This window comes from Exiguobacterium sp. RIT452 (assembly GCF_003598705.1).
Taxonomy (GTDB): domain Bacteria; phylum Bacillota; class Bacilli; order Exiguobacteriales; family Exiguobacteriaceae; genus Exiguobacterium_A; species Exiguobacterium_A undae.
The window spans coordinates 83065-103243 of sequence record NZ_QXJB01000007.1; the positions used below are offsets into that span (position 1 = coordinate 83065).

Sequence of the window (20179 nt, forward strand, 5' to 3'; positions counted from 1 at the left end):
TAAGGGATATACCCCAAAAAACCAAAAGCAACGTCATCAACTGCTGTTTTCTTAGGAAACCGGTCTTTTTTCTTCCGCAAACAATTTTTCCCGTTTCCGAAAGACGACAATCACGGCTACAGTTACAATGATGACACTGAAGATTGTGATGCCCTGTTGAAAGTCGGTCAATCGTCCGTTAAAGAACAGACCGATGTAATACCAAATCATGACGAGTCCGAACACCCAATCAGTATGAACGAAAATAAAGAATGCGGCTCCCAGTGCAAACAGGATCAGCATCACCGTGATCCATTCCGACGTCGTCAGTCCAAAAAGATCGTCAAATCGAAAGTCCCGTAAAATCCGGAACGGCAGAATTAAAATCTGAATACTCGACCAGGCGAGAAACACTGAAAACGGTGAGCGCATCCAGGGGGAACGGTTCGGATGATGTTGAATTTTCATATAAATGATGCATAAGGCAATAAAAGAAATCGTCGTCAAAACAAGTTCCCATGGCGGTCCGATGATGCTGCTGGCACCATAGCCGATCATCGTCAGCATGAACCAGCCGCTCATATCAAAAATCAATGTCCGGTCGGCCGGATAAGCCTGGACCGGTCGAATACACCAAATCAATAACGTCGTATAGACGACACCGAAAATCGCATCGATGAACGGTGCCGGCATGATCGCGAGACGTTCGCCCACCGGTGCCTCATACCAGACGACACGAGCCAAAAGAACAAATAAGAAACTGATCAGGTTCAACAAGCGAAGTGCGGTTAACGGTTGCATGACTGGACACCTCCTCAGGTATTTAATTCCCGCCTGTCGAACGGTGGAAACAAGGAAAATGTCGTTTCGACAAAAGCGATTCCGTGAATATAGGACTACAAAGGAGCGATGTCGTATGGAACCATTCATTAAACCCTTTCAATACAATTTCATCCGGAGCCAAGTCGATTTGTTGACGCAACAACTGACGACGGTCCATGATCCGGACGTGTTGGATGCCGTCATCTACAGTGCCGCTCAAAAGATTTTTGATTTAATCCCGGTTCTGACGTCAGAGCAAGAAGAATTGCTGATGCTCGTGCGAAATGTACACTCGGAAGCAGATTTAATCCGGTATATCGAGAAAATCCAGCCGTTTGTTGCGTCTTTTCCGTCCATTACGGAGTCCCAGCTCCAGCAACTGTTTCGAAAGACTAAAAAATTGCGGAATCCGCCGCTTCATTCCTTCGATTTTCTTAAAACGACCTATTTAAGTTGGAATGATACCGGTAATAAAAAGAAGTTTTTTGTCTATCCGTTGCAAGGAGAATGGGTCGGCGTTGAAGGTCATTATGTTCCAACGATCAAAAAAGGCATCTGTACGGTCTGTCATCAGTACAGCGATGTCACCCTGGTCTCTTCCCGCACGAACCAATCGGCAGATCACTACCGGGCTGTCGGCAACTACATTTGTATCGACAGTGATCATTGTAATGAGCAAGTGACGGATCCCACGTCTCTTGAAAAATTATTAGCTAAAATGAAGTAACAACAAAAGAGGAGCGAACCGAGTTGAATCGGCGCTCCTCTTTTGTTGGATCAGACTTCCACATGAAACTGATTTTTCCCACGGCGTTTTGCTTCATACATCGCGACATCTGCCTGCTCAATCAGGGCTGTCCGCGACGTGGCGTGGGTCGGATAAATCGCACCGCCGATGCTAGCGGTCATGAAGACCGGCGTCTCCTGGAGAATGAACGGCCGCTCGAACAAGTCAATCAACTGTTGACCGCATGCTTCGATATCCGACTCCTCTTTTACATCAAATAATAACACCACAAATTCATCCCCACCTTGGCGTGAGATGACCGTGTTATGCGGTAATCGTTTTTCAAGGCGGCTCGCAATATCGATGATCAGTTGGTCTCCGACATGGTGTCCGTACGTATCGTTCACTTGTTTAAAATGATCGATATCAATGAAATATAACCCGACGAACCGTTGGTGAATTTCCGCCCGCCGCAACTCTTCCTTAAACAACCGGGCAAACAAGTAGCGGTTCGGTAAATTTGTCAGAGCGTCGTGGTAGGCCATGTGTTCCATCTCTTCGAGCGCCTGTTCGAGAGCAGCCGTCCGCTCCTCGACCTTTGCCTCAAGGTTTTCACGCAGCCGTTGATTATCCATCACAATCCGCACCTGTCTTGAAATCAACAGCGGAACCGCAATCATCAAACCAATCGTTAACCCATTCCAACTGACCGCCTGTCGCGCCATTGTCACGAATAAAATCAACAAAAAGATGTACGGTGTCACGAGGCGAATGCCCTCTAAAATCTGCCGATCAATCTTTAAGCCGATGGGCCGTTCGTCTGCATCAAATAAGATCGCCGCCCCGCCAATCAACAACACCGTCGCTATCCAAAGGGGATCGAGCCACATGACCGAGATCGGAAAATCGGTTCGATACAAAGCGACATATAATATATCTGCAATGAGTTGCAGATGGAATCCAGCTAAAATCATCAGAAGTGGAATGCTGTTGCCTCGCTTCATGATGCCAAAAAATAAGATGATCATTCCGCCGAGTAACAACAAATCTCCAAGGGGATAACGGAGCAACAGTAGCGTTTCAAAACTGAGAAATTCTGCTCGCTCCAAGTAAGGGCTGACAAGATAATGCCAAGAAATCGCGCCCGTAACGATCAGGATGATCAACTCATCAAATAAAAAGAACCGCAGATTGACCTGTGAACGACGACTGATTAAAAAATAACAAAACGCCAGCAAATAAAAAACGATTTGCAAGCTGAAGACTAAATCAATACCGTCAAAAGGTCCTGAACGTTCCAGATTGCGCCTTTCCGCAATCAGTTGTGCCGTTTCACCAATGGCTAACGATACATTTCCGAACAACAACAACAAAAACAGACGTTGGGTAAAGGGGCGAGTCGGATGACGGCGCACCGCAATCACTAACAAAACCGTCGAGACGACAGCACCCAGAATCATAAACAAGCTGTTGCCGATTTTTGAAAGTTCCGAAGACGTGCCGATGATTCCTAACCATAACGTATGAGACAAGACCCATCCGCCAATGATTGCATAGATTAGTTTATACATCGTTCACGCCCTTCCCTATTTTTGTCTAGTTCGTTTGTCCTATATGATTATCGGCAAATCTTTCTGTTTTTTAACCATCTTTTCATTATATTTAAATATTCTTAACGTGTCCTGTTTTTTTGCTCTGAAGTGGGTCAATCGATTTCTCCAGAATCAGACAACAAAAACAAGCACCACCGGTGAAGCGAGGCGGTGCTTGTTTTGACTTCAGACATTCTCGGTGACGTGTAGCGGCAACTGAACGGTAAACGTACTGCCCTGTCCTTCGATCGACTCGACATGAATCACCCCGTCATGTTCCTTGACGATTTCCTTACAGATCGATAGACCAAGACCTGTCCCGCCAATCCGTCGGGTATCCGAATTGTCGACCCGGTAAAACTTATCAAACAGTTGTGCGAATGCATAATGCGGAATACCGATGCCGTGATCCGTAATCCGAATCGTCGCATTGTCTTCATCGGTACCGACACTCACTTCAATCAATCCACCGTCTGGTGAATACTTGATGGCGTTATTCACCAGGTTGTTCAGCAATTGTTTGATTCGATCTTCATCCCCAATGATGGTCGGACGTTCCGTACCTAGCATTTGGACACGAATGTCATGTTGTCCATTCGACACATCATATAATCCAGCGACCTGCTGGACAATCGTACATAAATCAAGATGCGCCATTTGGTACAGTTGTCCTCCGGACTGCATCCGCTGAACGTCCAAGAAATCTGTCACCAAATTAGACAACCGTTCCGTTTCCGTATGAATCGTCGCTAAATACTTTCGTTGCTTCATCGTATCGATTTCACGATTCAACATCAGCTCCGTAAATCCATAAATGGATGATAACGGTGTGCGCAATTCATGCGACACGGTTGAGACCAGTTCAGTTTTTAATCGATCGGCCTCTGTTTCCCGGGTAATATCTCGAATGACCAGAATGACACCTTTCCAGCCACCCTCAATATCAATCCGCTCGGCATAGACTTCTAAATGGGCCGTATTGTTTCGAACATCAAATTGAACTTTATCCGGAGAAACATCTCCTGCCCGAATCAAAGCTAAATAATCATTAAAACGATCGACATCATCGACGATATTACGCATCACTTCAATCACATAACTGCCGGATGATAACGTCCGGTCTTTTGTGAACTCTGACTGGAGTTCCGGTACCAGTTCAAACAAGGGACGGTTCACGTACAATTCATCGTTTCCGTCTTCCAGATAAATGATGGCTTCTCGAATCGAATCAAGAACTTGTTCCGTTTTTTGTTTCTCTTGTTTCATCTCGTCATAAGAACGTGTCCGAAGCAATGATAACGTCATCTGTTGCGAAAACTCACGCATGTCTGCCAGTTGTTGCGCTTTATATGTCGACTGGTAACGGACCATGTAAACCGCTGCCATTAACTGATTCGTCGATGGATCGTAAATTGGCAGTGCGACTTCATGGGTACTGAAGCTGTATGGAACATCATCCGTCCGGGAAACCCGTTTCTCTGACTGGACGACTTGATTGCGAAGCATCATTCGATTGAGGACAGAGGTTTCATCTGCTAACAATGCCTCGATCTGTTGAAGCTTCATTCCGTTTGTCGTAGCTCCAATGTACTGTCCATCTTCATACAACAATAAGGCACCGTACTCAGACGAAGTAATCTCAAGCATCTTCCGCACAATCGCCGGATACGATTCGACGGTTTCACGGACCGCCAGTGCTTCTGTCAACTCGCTTCGCATTTTTAGCTTTTCTTCGTTTTGCTTCGTCGTTTGGTATGCTTCTTCTAATTCTTCTTGCTGTGCCTGCAGTTCTTCCTGTTGTGCAAGCAGTTCTTCACTTTGCGCCTGTAATTCTTCATTTTTTCCTTGCATCGCTTCTGTATGGGAGCTCGTTGTCACTGCCATCTGGTTAAAGGATGACCGGAGCATTCCGATTTCGTCAGTCCGTTGCTCCTTTAAGTCCATTTCAATCGGTTCGTTGCGTGATAACTTTTGATTGTCATCAATCAGACGCAAAAGTTGTTTTGTCATTTTCCGGATAAACGGATGCACGAACAATAGGATAAACCCGACCAACACTAAGATGCTCGAAATCCAAATCCACTGCGTTTTCGCAACTTCACTTCGCAGGTTCATGACGGCATTTTCCTGCTGTGCTTGTAAATTATCGCGGTAATCCTCAAGTGCCACCGATGCCCGTTCAATATCCGGTGCAATATCAATCGATCCGTCTGCCGAGGGTTTCAACTGTCCCTGTTCGACAAGCCGCTTGGCAACCGGTAATGAAAATAAGCTGTCGCCTTGCAAAAAGTCTTCATTGATTGTATTGTCTTTTTTTCCATTGACATAGGATTGGGTGACCGGGAAAAGGGCACCGTAATACAGGTCATACAAGTTCGTCATCTGTGCAGCAAACTCTTCTTCTTCATCCGTCTTGGCTTTACGGGAAAACCAATCGGTCTCACTCTTGATTTCGGTTCGTAAATCCTCGACTTCATCAAACCGGTCTTGATCTCCGAAAATGACGAATCCCCGAAGCCCGAATTGAACGGTCTGCCAGTTATCCCACAGCGTATCTGCCCGTCGGTTTTGCTCGCTGATAATCTCCAGGTTGTTACGCGATGACTCGATCCTGCCTTCCATATAATCGTAGACAAAAAACGAGGTGACTGAAACCAACACGAGTACGGTATAAAAGACTGCCAACAACTGCCTTCCAATCCGCCTCCGAATCCATTTGATCATGAAATATCCTCCTCATCATTCGCTTCGAATGATGCATTTTTGAAATAAATGTAATCACTTAAAAGTATCATAATTTTTTAAAAAATACTTTAAAAATAAGATATCTGGTAAAAAAAACAAGCCTTTTCCGTTTTACCCGAAAAAGGCTTGTTTGAAGACTTATTTTTTAGCTTTTTTGACGACGACTACCGTGCTCGTACTTTTTTGTTTAAAGCTGTTTTCAACATAAACAGAAAGCTTGGCTCCTGCTTTTTGTTTGGCAATCTTGACGGTGAACGTCCCTTTTGACGTGACCGTTCCTTTACCGATTACTTTTTTCTTTTCGTTTTGAACATAGACACGTGCTTTTTTCTCACCTGTCCCGGTTACTTTCGTTTGACCGGCTGTAACCGATTTAACTTTTGGTGCTGCCGGAGGAGCAACAACGGTAATCACTGTCGCTTTACTCGAACGGTTCGCAATATCTTTCACGGTGACAGCAAGACGGGCATTCGCTGCTTGTTTTTTGACCTTCACTGCGAACTTCCCTTTGCTGTCAACGGTTGCTGTACCGACGACTTTGTTTTTGGCGTCTTTGATCGTGATTTTACCTTTAGCAATCGCTGTTCCTGTTACGGTTGTCGCACCGGCGAGGACACGATTGACTTTCGGAGCAGCTGGTGCTTTTCCTGGTAACACTTCCGTCCGTTCTGACGTGACATCAGAACCGTTGGCGTAACGAATCGTCAAGACAGTTTCTTTTTCCTGACGGGGAATCGTCACGCTGTATTTACCGGATTTTGAAGTTGTTTTCGCTAATCGTTTAGACGTATCTTTTGTATCCGTCAACTTCTTCGTCGACCAGACTTCTACTGTCGTACCCGATTTAACTTGTCCGCTGACAACCAGTTGGTTGTCATAAACCGGGTTTACTTTTCCTTTAAGGTTTAACTGGGCAATCGCACGCGTGATGTTGACTTTTCCGTATCCGGATACCGGACTGACATATGCCGGGAATTCCGGTGTGCTGTCCTTCTCATATCCAGGTGGGTACTCATCTTCCATATCTTCGTCTTCATCGTACCAATCATTCGGATTTTCGAAAGCAAGCGGTTCTGCGCTCGTCCGTAAGATTGCTTCGATTTGTGTCGGCGTCAACTTCGAATCAAGTGACGCGAGAATTCCAGCAACTGCTGCGACGTGCGGTGATGCCATGCTTGTTCCGTCCATATAGACCGTGTTACCGTCCGGAACGAGACTCGCAATTTTTGAACCCGGTGCAACGACATCCAGTCCAATGCCATAGTTCGAGTAGTCCGCGACCATGCCGAGCGGGTTTGTTGCGCCGACAGAAATCGCATATTCCGAGCTGGCCGGGAAACCGACGGACATATCATATTCGTTCCCTGATGCTGCAACGACTGTCACGCCGTGATCGGCTGCGTATTTCATCATGTACGCCATCGTCCGGCTTTCACCGCCGCCAAGACTCATATTAATGATTTTAGCACCATGATCAACCGCGTATTTGATTCCGAGTGCAATCGCATCGGTTTCTCCTTCACCGTTGGCATTCAAGACTTTGATCGGAAGGATCTTCGCTGACTGGTGAATTCCGCGAATGCCGTAATCATTTTCAAGAGCTGCCGCGATGACACCCGAGACGTGTGTCCCGTGACCGTGGTCATCTAACGCATTTCCGTTGCCGTTAACATCGACATAGTTCTTTTCCTGGGCAATATCGACTTTACCTTGGAAGTCTTTCAGACGGTAATCCACCCCGGTGTCGATGACTGCAATCGTGACGGGTGCTAATGTTTTACCCGCACGGTACTTCTCGAACTGTTCAAAGCCGATTCCGGCGTTCGGGAACTGTTCGACATTTGATTTTTGATTAAGTGACCATTGGTAGTCGTAGTTGATGTCCCCTGTTGCACGGTATGTCTGAACTTCCTCGACATACTCAACCGCACTTGATTTCTTCAACGATTGTTTGAGGACAGCTGCCGACTGGTTTTTGACTGTCGGATCTTCCGTGACGATGACAAACTCACCTGTTTTACCAAGCGATAACTTTTCAACATCCGGTGCTTGTGCTCCGGCGATTTTCATCGTCCGCTGCGTGTGACCCGGTTTTAACTTCACGATGAAACGTGTCTTAGCTTCTGATTTCACTTTAATCCCAAATGGCTTGAACGCTTCACTCAAGTCGGAACCACCAATCGTTTCGATTCCCGCAGTTTTTGCGACTTGATTGATTTCAGTTGCGATGACTTCCGGAGAAGCATCACGTGTCAGGGCATGCAAACGATTGATTGCCGTCTGATCCGTTTTGGTTAATGTATAAGCCGTTCCGTTGACAAGAGCTGTCATGGCAGGTTTTAACGTTTTTAAATCTTCATACGTTTGTGTCCGCTTGTCTTTATTGAAGAGAAGTGTTTTGACGACGTATGGAGAGACTTTGTAGTACAACGAGGTTAAGTCGCGTCCTTGTTCTGACTGGCTCAACACCTGTTTTTGGATCGCGTGCATCAACGCAAGCAACGGTTTCTCGTCCGTTGTTTGTTTGAGGGCTTCTTCTGCCATACAGCTCATATCGCTGATTGGCTCATACTCGACTGGCAACTTGACATTGTTGTATGTCAATTTGACGTGTGCTGCTTTCGGTGTTTTGCCTTCTTCGATTTCCGGATAATAGTCGACTTTGACGTAATATGGACCATCCCAGGCGTACGGGACAGCGATTTTTGTTGCGTCTTTATCGTTTGGTTCTGCGTATCCGCGGTAACGATCAAACGTTTCATCCTTTGACGCCATTTCTTGACTTGGGTAAGCCGTCACTTCAATCGGCTGATCCGTATCAAGCGACAATTCAAAGTGGCTTGCTGTTTTTTCAACACCCGCTTGATGCTCGACCTTATACCAATATGTATTTTTTTCTGCCGTTCCGGTTTCAAGCACTGTTTCTTGCCCTGCGTTTAATAAGACAGCTTCCGATAATGCACTTGCTGCCGCGGTCTTCGTAGCTGACGGTCCGATTCCAAGTGACAGAATCAAACAGCTCAGCATGAGCCAAATGGTTAACTTTTTCACGACGTTCCTCCTCAAGATATAATCCTACATTGTTTATAGTATAAACAATATTTGGATAAAATGGATAGCTATTTTTTAGGCGACTCACCTTACAGTTTCGAAAGAAAAGACACCTTCCACAAAAGTGAAAAGTGTCTGTTTGGTTGATTATTTAAATTCAGAAAGATATTGTTCGTACCCTTCTTGTTTCAACTCTTCTTTCGGAATGAATCGTAAAGCAGCCGAGTTCATACAGTACCGTAACCCTGTCGGTTCAGGACCGTCCGTAAAGACATGTCCAAGATGGGCATTGCCGTGACGGCTTCTGACTTCCATCCGCTTCATCCCAAGCGCAAAATCACTTTTTTCAATGATGTTCCCGGGTTCAAGAGGTCGCGTGAAGCTGGGCCATCCGGTTTTCGAATCGTATTTATCCTTGGAAGAGAATAACGCTTCACCGGAAATCAGATCGACATAAATCCCATCCGCCTTCAAATCATGGTACGGATTATCAAATGCCGGTTCTGTCCCGTCTTCTTGGGTGACTTTGTACTGAATATCCGTCAATTTCGCTTTAATTTGTTCGTCAGTCAACTTCGTATACTTGGGTAAATCAAGTTTTGGTTGATCGTTCCAGTATTGGTTAATGAAGTCATCACGTCCAGATGCAGCGCGGTAGAATTTGTATTTCTTTTCGCTTTTCAAGTAATAATCTTGATGGTAGTCTTCCGCCTCATAAAACGGACCGGCCTCAATCAGCGGCGTAATGATTTTTTCATCGAAGATGCCGCTGGCTGCCAACTCTTTCTTCGATTGTTCCGCAATCTGTTTTTGCTCAGCGTTCGTATAGAAGATTGCCGTCGTATACGATTCCCCCTGGTCGACGAACTGACCGTTCGGATCAGTCGGATCCACTTGACGCCAGTAAACATCCAGAAGTTGTTTGTACGAGATGACCGATGGATCAAACGTGATCAGGACCGCTTCCCGGTGACCGGTCGTCTCCGCCGATACTTGGTTATACGTCGGATTTTCAACATCTCCACCGGTATAGCCGGAAATGACTGATTTCACACCTTTTAACTCTTCAAACGGCGGTTCCATACACCAGAAACATCCTCCGGCGAGAATCGCCGTTTCTTCTTTTGTATATGACAACTCTTTACTTCCGCTCGATTTTGCCTGTTGTTGTTGGAAAACAAAGTAGCCGCCAATCATGATCGCAATCAATGCTACGACCGAAAGAATCGTCAACATTCGTTTCTTCATCTCCCTCCGCCTCCTTTTTTAAGCTTACGTCGTTCACCCGCGGACAGATGTCTTTTTTCTAATGTACCTTGATTTCCCACAGTTTGTCGCCCGGTCCGCCTTCATTTGGCACATTCAAAAAAAGATTCATCTTACTCAGACAGGGAATAAGATACAAGAATCCAAAAAAACCGGGAGGGGTATTTATGTTTGATTATACAGTCAGCTCAAATCATTCGACAGCAGAAACCATTACACGACTGAAGACAGAGCTTGCCGAGATTTCGTTCGGAGTCCTATGGGAGTTTGATTTAGCGAAAAAATTTGCTGAAAAGGAGTTACCGTTTGACGACAAGTACCATATCCTGGAAGTCTGTAACCCGAAAGAGGCTCATCGTGTCTTATCGACTGAACGGCGGGCCGGTTACTTTTTGCCGTGTAAACTCGCTGTCTATACGGAAGATGGACAAACGAAGATCGGCATGCCGCGCCCGACCTCACTGATCGGTTTGGTTGAAGACGACGAACTGAAGCAAGTCGCACTCGATGTCGAACAAAAACTTGTTGATGTCATCGAAAAAAGCCGGATGTAAAACCGGCGGGTAGTCAAAAGTTATGTTTTACACAGATGAGGGTGACAGATTTTAATCTGCCACCCTCATCTCGTTCAAGTGGAATCACTTGCTTCGCTTGACTCCTACAGGAAAAAGCGCAAGTCGACTTGCGCTGTCAGAGACAGACAAGACCCGTTTTCCTGCCTCCATTAGGCAGGAAAATTGGCTTGTGTCTCGCCTGAGGAAAGCACGTGAACGAAAAAGTGATTCCTTTTTGAAGCTGTCTATTTTTTGCGTGTCTTTTCCTTAGAGAATATCAATCCAGATTTTGATCGCTGTCGCTAAAATCAGGACCGCCAAAATGATTTGTAAAATTTTCGTGTTCATTTTTTTCCCGGCAAGCGCGCCGAGCGGTGCCGCAATCAGACTCGCGACGACCATGATGGCAGCAGGACCCCAATCGACTTGTCCTGTCGTAATCTTCCCGACCGTTGCACCAATCGACGAGATAAAGGTAATCGCAAGAGACGAAGCAATCGTCATCCGGGTCGGGATCTTTAGAATGACGAGCATGATTGGAACGAGTAAAAAAGCTCCGGCCGCACCGACGATTCCTGCCCCCACTCCGACGATAAACGCAGCACTTGCCGCAATCCCTTTATTGAAACGAACTTGATCAAGCGGGATATCATCGATGCCTTTTCGCGGAATGAACATCATCACGGCTGCAGTCAGTGCCAACACGCCGTAGACAAGATTGATTGTATCTTCTGCCAGCACATTTGATCCGTAGGCACCGATGAAACTCCCAATCAGAATCGCTCCGCCCATATACAGAATCAGCGATTTGTTTAAGAAACCGCCTTTTCGATAGGCCCAAACACCGCCAATCGTCGCAAAAAAGACTTGAATCGCGCTGATTCCGGCGACTTCATGTGCAGAAAAGGCAGCAAATCCGAGCAGTGGTGGAATGTAGAGTAGCATTGGATATTTGATGATCGAGCCGCCAATTCCGACCATTCCCGAGATATATGATCCGACAAACCCAATTAAAAAAATTGTGATGATAAAACCGAGTTCCATTTGATTCACTCCTTTAAAAAAAGAGGACTGTCGCCAGCCCTCCTTCAACTTGAATTACCCTTTTTGGATCCAGAATTTTAAGACACTGGCCTCTTCCTCATGTTTCACAAGCTCATGGCCACCTGATTTTGCCCAGGCTTGTAAATCATTTTTTGCCCCTTTGTCTGTCGCATGGACTTCAAGGATTTGACCGGATTCGAGTCCGGAAATAGCTTTTTTTGTTTTGACGATCGGCATTGGGCAGGCAAGCCCTTTGGCGTCGAGTACGAGTTCTGATTTCATGATTGTGATTCCTCCTGAAGTAAGTGGTTTTTTAGTTTAGCGAACAGCGCAACGGTTGGGTCCGACTTCCATCTCGCGTTGTGCTTCGAGATCCGGCGTCTGTTTCCCCATGTTGGTTTCGCGAATTTCTTGATAGGCATTTGGTTGCGGTGGTAGGTTTTCGGTCACCATCTTCCGGAATGTTTCTTCATCTTCGATGTTCAAACCGTGATTGTTGGCGAGTAAGATATCGAGTTTTTCTGCGACACTGCCATCTTCATTTAACTCTTCAATCAGCATGAAATGGGCCGGTAAGACGACAAGGTCTTTCGCAAGTTCGCGGTACGTCTTGTAAAGCGACTCCCGCAGGTCGCCGACCCAATCTTCTGCCAGACCGGCTAAATCCGGACGGCCAATCGAATCGATGAATAAAATATCACCCGTTAAGAGGTATCGATTGTCGACAATAAACGACGTGGAACCGATTGTATGTCCAGGGGAATACAGTGCCCGGATATCGATTTTTGTATCGCCTACTTGAACGCGGCTTCCGTCTTCGAGTGCTGCATAATCAAACGTGACATCTGTCGCGTCTTTTGGTGGCAACCAGTAAGTTGCTCCTGTTTTTTCAGCAATCTCACGTCCGCCGGAAATGTGATCGGCATGAAGGTGTGTATCAAAGACGTGCGTGATGGTCAGTTGACGTTCGTTGGCATAATCGAGATAAACATCTGTCATCCGCGCGGCATCCACAAGGACGGCTTCGCCTTCTGAGATGATCATGTATGATAAGCAGCCTTTCCCGATCCGGACGAATTGAACGACTTCCCCTTGATCGGCTCCGGTTTCATTTAATGATCCGAGTGAAATCGGCTCCAGGTGTTCGCTCCAGGCTTTCATGCCTCCTGAAAGATACGAGACGGTCCGTCCTGCTTTTTCCAATAAATCCGCGACAAAGATCGACGATCCTTCTTTTGCACAAACGACAAGAACAGGTTGGTCCGTCGGCAGTTGATCTAAAATTTCTTCGACACCGTCGAGTAAATCGAAATACGGAACATTGAGATATGAAAACTGTTCGCCTTCAATTTTCCAGTCTTGAAATGCCTCTTCATTTCGGACATCCAAGATAAACATTTTTTCACGGTGAATGATTTTTTGCGTGACTTCGTTTGTTGTCATTGCGTGTGCCATCTGCTTGATTCCTCCTGCTCATAATTTACGGATTAAACGGTTTGATGCGTGTCATACTTCCAATCACTCATGCCGGGGATCACGTTTTGAACGTTGAACCCTTTTGCATCAAGCTGTTGGCAGGCTAAATCACTCCGACTGCCTGTCCGACAGACGACATAAATCGTTTTCGCTGTGTCGAGCTCTCCGATTCGCGTCTCCAGTTCACCGAGCGGAATGTTGACGGCATTCGGGATATGGGAAAACGCATATTCAGCCGTTTCCCGGACGTCCAAGATGAGCGTATCCGGATTGTTGCGAACCGCTTCAACAGTTTCGTTCGTAACAACCGATTTAAATGCCGGTGCTTCTTGCTCGTCACCGGAAGATTTACGGACGTAATGCCGCAAGACGTCTCCTTCTTCGATTGTTCCAAGATATTGATTCCCGGTACTGTTCGCCCAAGCACGGAGATCGGCTGTTGATCCTTTGTCAGTGGCCTGAACTTCCACGACTTGACCCGGTTCCAGCGTCTTCATCGTCTTTTTTGTCCGGACGATCGGCATCGGGCACGCTAAGCCACGTGCATCGAGTACGATATCTGTTTTGATTGTCTGCAAAAGTATTCGCTCCTTTTTACCTGTAGGGGTATATTTAACATTAAATTTTTTAGTTGGTCTTACCTTCGTATGCCATCATGCCGCCATCCATGTTGATGACCTCAAATCCTTGTCCTTCGAGATATGTTGCGGCACGACCACTTCTGGCGCCAGAACGGCAGACCATGACATATTGTTTTTTCTTATCGAGTTCGTTCATTTTAAACTCGACGAGACCAAGTGGAATATGAATCGCTTCCGGAATCTTGCCTTCTTTGACTTCATCCACTTCGCGGACATCAATGATGTTGAGTTGTTCCCCGTTTTCAAGCTTTTCCTGTACTTCTTTTGCCGTGAATCGTTTCATCTGTGATTCCTCCTCCTAGTGTTAACGCCAAGCGTTCATTCCGCCTGACACTTCTGTAACCTGGGCATAACCCGCCTTTTTTAATTGTTTGACCGCCTGTTTACTGCGCATGCCGCTCTGACAGATTACGATGACTTCTTTGTCTTTCGGAATCTTGTCGAGTTGTGACGGCAATACTTGAAGCGGAATGTTTTTAAAGCCTTTAATGTGATTGCCTTTGAATTCACCCGGTGTCCGGACGTCCAAATAAAATCGGTTGCGGTCGCCTAACTTCTGTTTTAAGTCCGACGTCGACCATTTGTTGACACCTTTAGTTGGCGCAAACATCCGATAAGCAAGAAATGCAACGATGATTAGAAATACGATGGTCAAGATATCCATTTGTATCATCCCTCCTCGAGATTAGATGAACAGGTTGACGTTTCCGTCTTCGGCATCGGCAAGATATGCAGCGACACCGGCATATTCGATCCCGTCATGCAGTTCTTCTTGTTTCAGTCCGAGCAGATCCATCGTCATCGTACACGCGACGAGTTTTACGTCTTGTTCTTTTGCCAATTCAATTAGATCGGGAAGTGGCATCGCGTTGTGTTTTTTCATGACGTTTTTGATCATCTTCTGACCGGCACCACCAAAGTTCATTTTCGAGAGCGGCATCTTGTCTGCTCCGCGCGGCATGAATTTCCCGAACATTTTTTCAAGCAACGTTTTATCGGGCTGAATCGGTTCGTCCTTGCGCATCGCGTTTAATCCCCAGAACGTATGGAAAATCGTCACTTCATGGTCGTAAGCCGCTGCACCGTTGGCAATGATATATGCTGCCATGACCTTATCGTAATCTCCGCTGAACAATACAATCGTTGTTTTTTTAATCTCTGACATCTGAATAATTCCTCCGTTTTTTACCCTAAGGGGTATATTTTCTTTTAAAATTTTTTTATCTGCTTTTCAATAACAGTTGAACCGCTTCTGCTACAGCCTGTTCATGATTGTCTGCCGTGTCATCATTCGTCACACAGTCAATGAGATTTTCACTCACGACCAGTCCAATGACACGATCAATCGCACTCCGTGTCGCACTCAGTTGAGTGACAACCTCTTTGCAGGATGCTTCTTCTTTCATCATCCGGGTGATGGCGTGAAGTTGCCCTTCAATCCGGTTCATCCGGTGAATGATTTTGTCTTCGTATACTTTTTCCATGTGAAGAACACGCTCCTTTTTTCGTGTGACCTGCGTCATATCCATTGGCTACATTCCATACAATAATACCTACAGGGGTATAAGTCAACGAAAAAGTTTTTAATCTGATCCGGAGTGTTCCTTCATCCACTTGTGGGACAGACGGGTCGTCTCCCCTTTTAACGTAATGAATTGAAAAACGCGTTGGTCGATTCGGGAATCATCATGTGTCTTAAATCTATTCGAATCGAGCAAAGTACCTGCCAAACGTTCCGAGAGAATCGAGATTCCCGTCCCGTTCGCGATCAATTGTTTAATCAGCCGATTGGAATACACGGTAATGATCCGTTTTGGAACAATCGCTTGCGTGGCTAACCATGTTTCCAGTGCGAAGCGGGCAGCTGACCCTTCTTCCCGGTAAATCCACGTCGCCTGCTCCAAAGCAAGGCTTTCGTGACCGATGATCCGTAATCGGTCGGTCGCAAAAGGAAGCGCCTCGATTTGATGGGAATGATGTGGTCCTTCCACCATCCCTAAATCGATTTCGTGATGAAGTAATGCCTGCTCGACTTGTTCTTGGTTCATCACCCGGGCATCCACTGACGCGTCCGGATAAGCGACAAGAAAGTCGTGGATCATCTGTTCTAACATCGCTTCATAGATGGTATGCGTCGCGGCGATTCTTAAGGTCCCTCGGGTAATCCCTTCTAATTCATCCATTTCTTGTTCCAACCGTACCGTCTGGTGCAGAATTTCTTTGGCATGGCGATACACAATCCGTCCGGCTTCTGAGATTTCAATCGTCTTGTTAAACGTATGCCGATGAATCAGACTTTGCCCGAAATGTTCTTCAAGATGCTTTAAATGAAGACTGACCGTCGGCTGCGAAATATACAGCCGTTCAGCTGTTTTCGTAAAGTGTTTTGTTTCGACTAACGTAACAAATGTCTTCAGTTCATTAAAATTCATTTCTTCACCTCATTTATTTTTCTGATCCTTAGTATCAGTATAATTCATTTTCCTGATCAAGACTTTCCCCGTAAAGTCATCTGTATCACCTCACAGAAAGAAGGAACACCCTTTGGAACTATTACTTTTTCTTTTACTCGGCGCCGCGATCGGCATTCTTTCCGGCTTTTTCGGAATCGGTGGAGGCATCATTTTGACCCCTCTTTTATTGATCTTAGGGTACGCCCCCAGTACAGCGATCGTCTTAAGTTTACTGTTGACGCTTGGTTCGACGGTAACCGGCACCTTTGCCCACCTCCGCCAGAACAACTTTCATCTTCGGGATGCGGGTACGATTGGGCTGGCAGGGATCATCGGATCTGCTGCCGTTACGCCTGTCGTCTTTTGGATGGAACAACACAGCGGTGCAGACATCATTATTTCCACGCTGTACATCGTCCTGTTGCTTCTATTTGCGATTCAATTCTTAAAACCGGCAAAAAAAATCATCCGCGAGACGCCTGTTCCGCACGCTTCGTTTTATAAATTGATCGCAATCGGCGGAGCCGCCGGAATTCTGTCGTCTTTGATGGGCGTCAGCGGTGGCTTTTTGCTTACACCGCTGCTGATGGGATGGGTGCGTTTCCCCCTTAAACAAGCCATCGGAACCAGTATCGCAGCAGCTACGTTAATTGTCCTCGGCGGGATCACGAGTTACTTCATCTCGGGGACGCAGGCTCCGCTCGGTTTAGGAGTGGTTTTGATTATCGGCGCACTGATCGGCTCACCACTCGGTGCTTCCTTTCTCAATCTCTTCAGCACACACTTTGTTAAAAAGAGTTTGGGCAGTTTTTATGCAGCCGTCGCCACGAGTGTTTTCTTGAAAACGACACACCATGAACAACTTTCTCTGCTCCTGCTCGCTTTGTTTACGACCGGATTGATTGGTCTGTTCTTCTATCAAAAAACCGTTCAACGTCAAACAAAAGACTGTCCTTAACGGACAGTCTCAGAACAATGATGTTGATCTCTTTTTCCCATCATAATGATTCTTCTTCTTTTGAATATCTATGCTGGTTTTATACCCAAAAGCGTGAAAGAAAAAGCGGTTGTTCACTCGAAATCGATTCCTAGGGAAAAACAAGCAGGAGCGACCCAGCAGCAAAGCGATGCGGCGCGATGCTTGTCCCAGGAAAACGATTCGAAGCGAACAAAAAAGCGGTTCTTCTCGATAAAGAGAAAAACCACTACTTTGTCTTCAATCCGAGACTGCCCTTAACGGACAGTCTCTTGTTTGATTTTTTCGGGTTTTAAAACTTTGGCTTCCTTCTTTTGACGCATCCGTTCAGCATTCATCAAGCCGCCGAGCATCAAGACGACCGATGAAAGATAAAACCATGTCATCAAGACGATGATCCCGGCGAGTTGTCCGTACAGACGGTCATAACTGCCGAATTCTGCATAGTACGAGAAGAATTCCGATACCGCCTGCCAGGCAATCGTTGCAAAAACGGCACCCGGTAACACTTGGCGTACAGTCAGCCGGACACTCGGCAAGACGCGGTAGAGCAGGATGAAGAACATCAACAGGAACAACGAACCGAGTCCCCAGCGGAACAGAAACCAGACCCACGAATAGTTGGTGACAAAGTCATTGACGAGGGCAAAATGCGTGATGAAGCGGCGCGTCAGCTTTTCCGCCACCGGAACGAGAAGTGACATCGGTAAGATGACCATCATTCCGATCGTAAAACCAAAGTCCTGCAACAACCCTCTCCAAAACGGCACTTTTCGTGTCACTTCGAGCGCATCATTTAACGAACGGACCAGTGATTGGACCGACATCGAAGCAAGCCAAAAGGCGGCCAGGAAACTGATCGAGGCGAGTTTTAATCCACCGTCATCAAAAATTCCGACGACATTTCTCCGGATCAACTCATACGTCTCTGCCGGTGCAAACGGACGGATCAAATCGAGCACGTCTCCGGACGTAAACGGTAAAAAGGACACCAGTCCCACAACAAATAATAAAAACGGGAATAAGGACAACATCAGATAATAGGCGAGTTGTGCCGACTTATCAAAGAAGGCTTCGCCGAAAAAACGCGCAAATACAGGTTTTAATAATGACATAACTATTTCCTCACTTTCGAATGATTCCTTTCTCTATCCCCCTTTCAGTGCTACTTTTAAACTTTTGTAGTCTTTTGAACTCGTAAGTAAGCGTTTAACGATTATCGATTGGCAGAAAGCTGAAGCAGGCGGTACACTGAAACAAGAACAATCGTCGTGTTGGATAAAAGAAAGGATTCTACGCCGTGCCTACTTTACTTGCCGAAGCCGAACGCTTCTTAACTGACTATATAGAACAATACCCGCAGGACAGTAATCGCCTGCATGAAGTCCGGAATGAAATTTCCCGGACAGGGACATATGAACAAACGTCCCAAGAGTTAGCGTACGGGGCAAAGCTCGCCTGGCGCAACAGCAACCGCTGTATCGGCCGCCTCTTTTGGGATCAGCTCCACGTCATCGACGCACGGGATGCTTTAACCATCGAGACGATTCGCGATGCCTTGTTTGAGCATATCGAGTATGCGACGAATGATGGTCGTGTCCGTTCGACGATTACGATTTTCCACCCGGACCGCGTCCGCGTCTTGAATCATCAATTGATTCGTTATGCCGGATATGAGACACCGGAGGGCATCACCGGGGACCCGAACTCCGTTGCCTTTACCAACCAGTGCCAGTCACTCGGTTGGTCCGGTCAGGGAACCGCCTTTGATGTCTTGCCGTTGTTGATTGAACTCGACGGGCACGTCAGCCTGCATCCGCTTCCGGACGACCTGGTCCTCGAAGTAACGATCACCCATCCCGACTACGACTTATTCGGCGACCAGACCATCAAATGGTACGCCGTGCCGATGATTTCCGATATGCGGCTCGAAATCGGCGGTATCTCCTATCCGTGTGCGCCGTTCAACGGCTGGTATATGGGAACGGAAATCGGTGCCCGTAATTTAGCGGATACCGATCGTTATGATCTCTTGCCGCTTGTTGCGAGACAACTCGGACTCAATACGTCACGGGAACGTTCCTTATGGAAAGACCGCGCCCTCGTCGAATTGAATCTGGCCGTTCTCGATTCGTTTGAACGGGCCGGCGTAACCATCGTCGATCACCATACAGCTGCCAAACAGTTTGCCCGGTTCGAAAAAAATGAAGCCGCATGTGAACGAGATGTCACCGGTGACTGGTCCTGGCTTGTACCGCCGATGAGCGGTGCCGCGACATACCTGTTCCATAAAGACTTTGAACCGACAATCAAACGGCCTAACTTCTTTCCCGGTGTTGCCCCGGCAGAAAAAACAACTGCCCCCACCGGTTGTCCGTTCCATCAGGAGGTTTCCCGATGAATTACGTCAAGACGCTGCGGGATCAAGTCGGACAAACACCGTTGATCTTGGTCGGTGCTGTCGTGCTTGTCATCAACAACGGGCACATCCTGCTCGAGCAACGCAATGAATCGCAGGCACGGTTCGGACTGCCCGGCGGATTGATGGAATGGGCCGAATCAACGGAAGAAACGGCCCGTCGTGAGCTGTTGGAAGAGACCGGTCTCGTCGCGGAACAGTTGACGTTACTGGGTGTCTATTCCGGAAAAAATTACGTCACGACGCTTGCAAACGGTGATGTCTTTCAAAGCGTGACCCTTGCTTACGTGACAACTGAAACGTCCGGTACGTTACGAATCAGCGAGGAAAGTTTTGCGTTGACCTATTTTCCGTTAACGGAAGTACCGGATAACATCGTCGGATCGCATCGTGTGATGATTGAAGACTATCTAAACCAGAGTTAACCTGCGTCG

20 protein-coding genes are annotated in these 20179 nt (G+C 46.7%); 5 read left to right on the top strand and 15 right to left on the bottom strand.

The features are described 5' to 3' along the window. Positions 1-51: 51 nt before the first annotated feature. The gene (locus D3D03_RS13925) at positions 52-780 is read right to left on the bottom strand and encodes a hypothetical protein (RefSeq protein WP_158583703.1); all 729 of its coding nucleotides are present in this window, start codon (positions 778-780) and stop codon (positions 52-54) included. Between the two features lie 115 nt (positions 781-895). Between D3D03_RS13925 and D3D03_RS13930 the strand changes: the two genes are divergently transcribed. Beyond that, positions 896-1528 (top strand): FusB/FusC family EF-G-binding protein, encoded by a 633-nt coding sequence (locus D3D03_RS13930; protein ID WP_158583704.1) that lies wholly within the window; start codon positions 896-898, stop codon positions 1526-1528. Positions 1529-1578: 50 nt separating this feature from the next. Here D3D03_RS13930 and D3D03_RS13935 read toward each other — a convergent pair whose 3' ends face one another. The 4 genes from D3D03_RS13935 to msrB form a co-directional block, all read right to left on the bottom strand. Beyond that, on the bottom strand, positions 1579-3099 hold the full coding sequence (locus tag D3D03_RS13935) for a GGDEF domain-containing protein (protein WP_119923900.1): 1521 nt from the start codon (positions 3097-3099) through the stop codon (positions 1579-1581). A gap of 207 nt (positions 3100-3306) precedes the next feature. Beyond that, complete coding sequence (locus D3D03_RS13940; protein ID WP_119923901.1) at positions 3307-5844, bottom strand: HAMP domain-containing sensor histidine kinase; 2538 nt, start codon at positions 5842-5844, stop codon at positions 3307-3309. 159 nt (positions 5845-6003) lie between these two features. Continuing rightward, on the bottom strand, positions 6004-8916 hold the full coding sequence (locus tag D3D03_RS13945) for a S8 family peptidase (protein ID WP_119923902.1): 2913 nt from the start codon (positions 8914-8916) through the stop codon (positions 6004-6006). A gap of 147 nt (positions 8917-9063) precedes the next feature. Further along, positions 9064-10164, bottom strand: a complete 1101-nt coding sequence (gene msrB / locus D3D03_RS13950; protein WP_119923903.1) for a peptide-methionine (R)-S-oxide reductase MsrB — start codon at positions 10162-10164, stop codon at positions 9064-9066. A 185-nt stretch (positions 10165-10349) separates the two neighbouring features. Between msrB and D3D03_RS13955 the strand changes: the two genes are divergently transcribed. Beyond that, a complete protein-coding gene (locus D3D03_RS13955) occupies positions 10350-10736 on the top strand; it encodes a DUF302 domain-containing protein (protein WP_119923904.1) in 387 nt (128 codons plus the stop codon). Positions 10737-11003: 267 nt separating this feature from the next. Here D3D03_RS13955 and D3D03_RS13960 read toward each other — a convergent pair whose 3' ends face one another. The 9 genes from D3D03_RS13960 to D3D03_RS14000 all read right to left on the bottom strand — a co-directional run bounded on the left by D3D03_RS13960 (position 11004) and on the right by D3D03_RS14000 (position 16329). Then, positions 11004-11780 (bottom strand): sulfite exporter TauE/SafE family protein, encoded by a 777-nt coding sequence (locus tag D3D03_RS13960; protein WP_026834062.1) that lies wholly within the window; start codon positions 11778-11780, stop codon positions 11004-11006. A 54-nt stretch (positions 11781-11834) separates the two neighbouring features. Further along, a complete protein-coding gene (locus D3D03_RS13965; protein ID WP_026834063.1) occupies positions 11835-12062 on the bottom strand; it encodes a sulfurtransferase TusA family protein in 228 nt (75 codons plus the stop codon). Between the two features lie 36 nt (positions 12063-12098). Next, on the bottom strand, positions 12099-13235 hold the full coding sequence (locus D3D03_RS13970) for an MBL fold metallo-hydrolase (RefSeq protein WP_119923905.1): 1137 nt from the start codon (positions 13233-13235) through the stop codon (positions 12099-12101). Between the two features lie 32 nt (positions 13236-13267). Continuing rightward, a complete protein-coding gene (locus D3D03_RS13975) occupies positions 13268-13834 on the bottom strand; it encodes a sulfurtransferase TusA family protein (protein WP_119923906.1) in 567 nt (188 codons plus the stop codon). A 49-nt stretch (positions 13835-13883) separates the two neighbouring features. Next, positions 13884-14180, bottom strand: a complete 297-nt coding sequence (locus tag D3D03_RS13980) for a rhodanese-like domain-containing protein (protein ID WP_119923907.1) — start codon at positions 14178-14180, stop codon at positions 13884-13886. Positions 14181-14201: 21 nt separating this feature from the next. Continuing rightward, entirely contained in the window at positions 14202-14561 is a 360-nt protein-coding gene (locus tag D3D03_RS13985; RefSeq protein WP_026834067.1) for a rhodanese-like domain-containing protein, read from the bottom strand. Between the two features lie 21 nt (positions 14562-14582). Next, positions 14583-15062, bottom strand: coding sequence for a DsrE/DsrF/DrsH-like family protein (locus tag D3D03_RS13990; RefSeq protein WP_014969361.1), 480 nt, complete (start codon positions 15060-15062; stop codon positions 14583-14585). Positions 15063-15117: 55 nt separating this feature from the next. Next, complete coding sequence (locus tag D3D03_RS13995) at positions 15118-15381, bottom strand: metal-sensitive transcriptional regulator (RefSeq protein ID WP_026834068.1); 264 nt, start codon at positions 15379-15381, stop codon at positions 15118-15120. A 99-nt stretch (positions 15382-15480) separates the two neighbouring features. Beyond that, positions 15481-16329 (bottom strand): LysR family transcriptional regulator, encoded by an 849-nt coding sequence (locus D3D03_RS14000; protein WP_028107059.1) that lies wholly within the window; start codon positions 16327-16329, stop codon positions 15481-15483. Between the two features lie 112 nt (positions 16330-16441). Between D3D03_RS14000 and D3D03_RS14005 the strand changes: the two genes are divergently transcribed. Continuing rightward, the gene (locus D3D03_RS14005; RefSeq protein ID WP_119923908.1) at positions 16442-17308 is read left to right on the top strand and encodes a sulfite exporter TauE/SafE family protein; all 867 of its coding nucleotides are present in this window, start codon (positions 16442-16444) and stop codon (positions 17306-17308) included. Positions 17309-17583: 275 nt separating this feature from the next. On the opposite strand, the gene D3D03_RS14010 is transcribed toward D3D03_RS14005, so the two are convergent. Beyond that, complete coding sequence (locus D3D03_RS14010) at positions 17584-18441, bottom strand: YihY/virulence factor BrkB family protein (RefSeq protein ID WP_028107061.1); 858 nt, start codon at positions 18439-18441, stop codon at positions 17584-17586. Between the two features lie 185 nt (positions 18442-18626). On the opposite strand from D3D03_RS14010, the gene D3D03_RS14015 reads away from it, so the two are divergent. After that, complete coding sequence (locus tag D3D03_RS14015; protein ID WP_119923909.1) at positions 18627-19727, top strand: nitric oxide synthase oxygenase; 1101 nt, start codon at positions 18627-18629, stop codon at positions 19725-19727. Next, entirely contained in the window at positions 19724-20170 is a 447-nt protein-coding gene (locus D3D03_RS14020) for an NUDIX hydrolase (RefSeq protein WP_119923910.1), read from the top strand. Before D3D03_RS14015 ends, D3D03_RS14020 begins: the two co-directional genes overlap by 4 nt. Positions 20171-20179 lie beyond the last annotated feature (9 nt).

What these genes read in the sequence shown, in the direction of transcription:
- D3D03_RS13985 (WP_026834067.1), bottom strand. Translation starts at nt 14,561, where the DNA reads ATGGATATCTTGACCATCGTATTTCTAATCATCGTTGCATTTCTTGCT.
- D3D03_RS13980 (WP_119923907.1), bottom strand. Translation starts at nt 14,180, where the DNA reads ATGAAACGATTCACGGCAAAAGAAGTACAGGAAAAGCTTGAAAACGGG.
- D3D03_RS14010 (WP_028107061.1), bottom strand. Translation starts at nt 18,441, where the DNA reads ATGTCATTATTAAAACCTGTATTTGCGCGTTTTTTCGGCGAAGCCTTC.
- D3D03_RS13940 (WP_119923901.1), bottom strand. Translation starts at nt 5,844, where the DNA reads ATGATCAAATGGATTCGGAGGCGGATTGGAAGGCAGTTGTTGGCAGTC.
- D3D03_RS13990 (WP_014969361.1), bottom strand. Translation starts at nt 15,062, where the DNA reads ATGTCAGAGATTAAAAAAACAACGATTGTATTGTTCAGCGGAGATTAC.
- D3D03_RS13935 (WP_119923900.1), bottom strand. Translation starts at nt 3,099, where the DNA reads ATGTATAAACTAATCTATGCAATCATTGGCGGATGGGTCTTGTCTCAT.
- D3D03_RS14020 (WP_119923910.1), top strand. Translation starts at nt 19,724, where the DNA reads ATGAATTACGTCAAGACGCTGCGGGATCAAGTCGGACAAACACCGTTG.
- D3D03_RS13965 (WP_026834063.1), bottom strand. Translation starts at nt 12,062, where the DNA reads ATGAAATCAGAACTCGTACTCGACGCCAAAGGGCTTGCCTGCCCAATG.
- D3D03_RS13960 (WP_026834062.1), bottom strand. Translation starts at nt 11,780, where the DNA reads ATGGAACTCGGTTTTATCATCACAATTTTTTTAATTGGGTTTGTCGGA.
- D3D03_RS13970 (WP_119923905.1), bottom strand. Translation starts at nt 13,235, where the DNA reads ATGGCACACGCAATGACAACAAACGAAGTCACGCAAAAAATCATTCAC.
- D3D03_RS14000 (WP_028107059.1), bottom strand. Translation starts at nt 16,329, where the DNA reads ATGAATTTTAATGAACTGAAGACATTTGTTACGTTAGTCGAAACAAAA.
- D3D03_RS13955 (WP_119923904.1), top strand. Translation starts at nt 10,350, where the DNA reads ATGTTTGATTATACAGTCAGCTCAAATCATTCGACAGCAGAAACCATT.
- msrB (WP_119923903.1), bottom strand. Translation starts at nt 10,164, where the DNA reads ATGAAGAAACGAATGTTGACGATTCTTTCGGTCGTAGCATTGATTGCG.
- D3D03_RS13995 (WP_026834068.1), bottom strand. Translation starts at nt 15,381, where the DNA reads ATGGAAAAAGTATACGAAGACAAAATCATTCACCGGATGAACCGGATT.
- D3D03_RS13930 (WP_158583704.1), top strand. Translation starts at nt 896, where the DNA reads ATGGAACCATTCATTAAACCCTTTCAATACAATTTCATCCGGAGCCAA.
- D3D03_RS13925 (WP_158583703.1), bottom strand. Translation starts at nt 780, where the DNA reads ATGCAACCGTTAACCGCACTTCGCTTGTTGAACCTGATCAGTTTCTTA.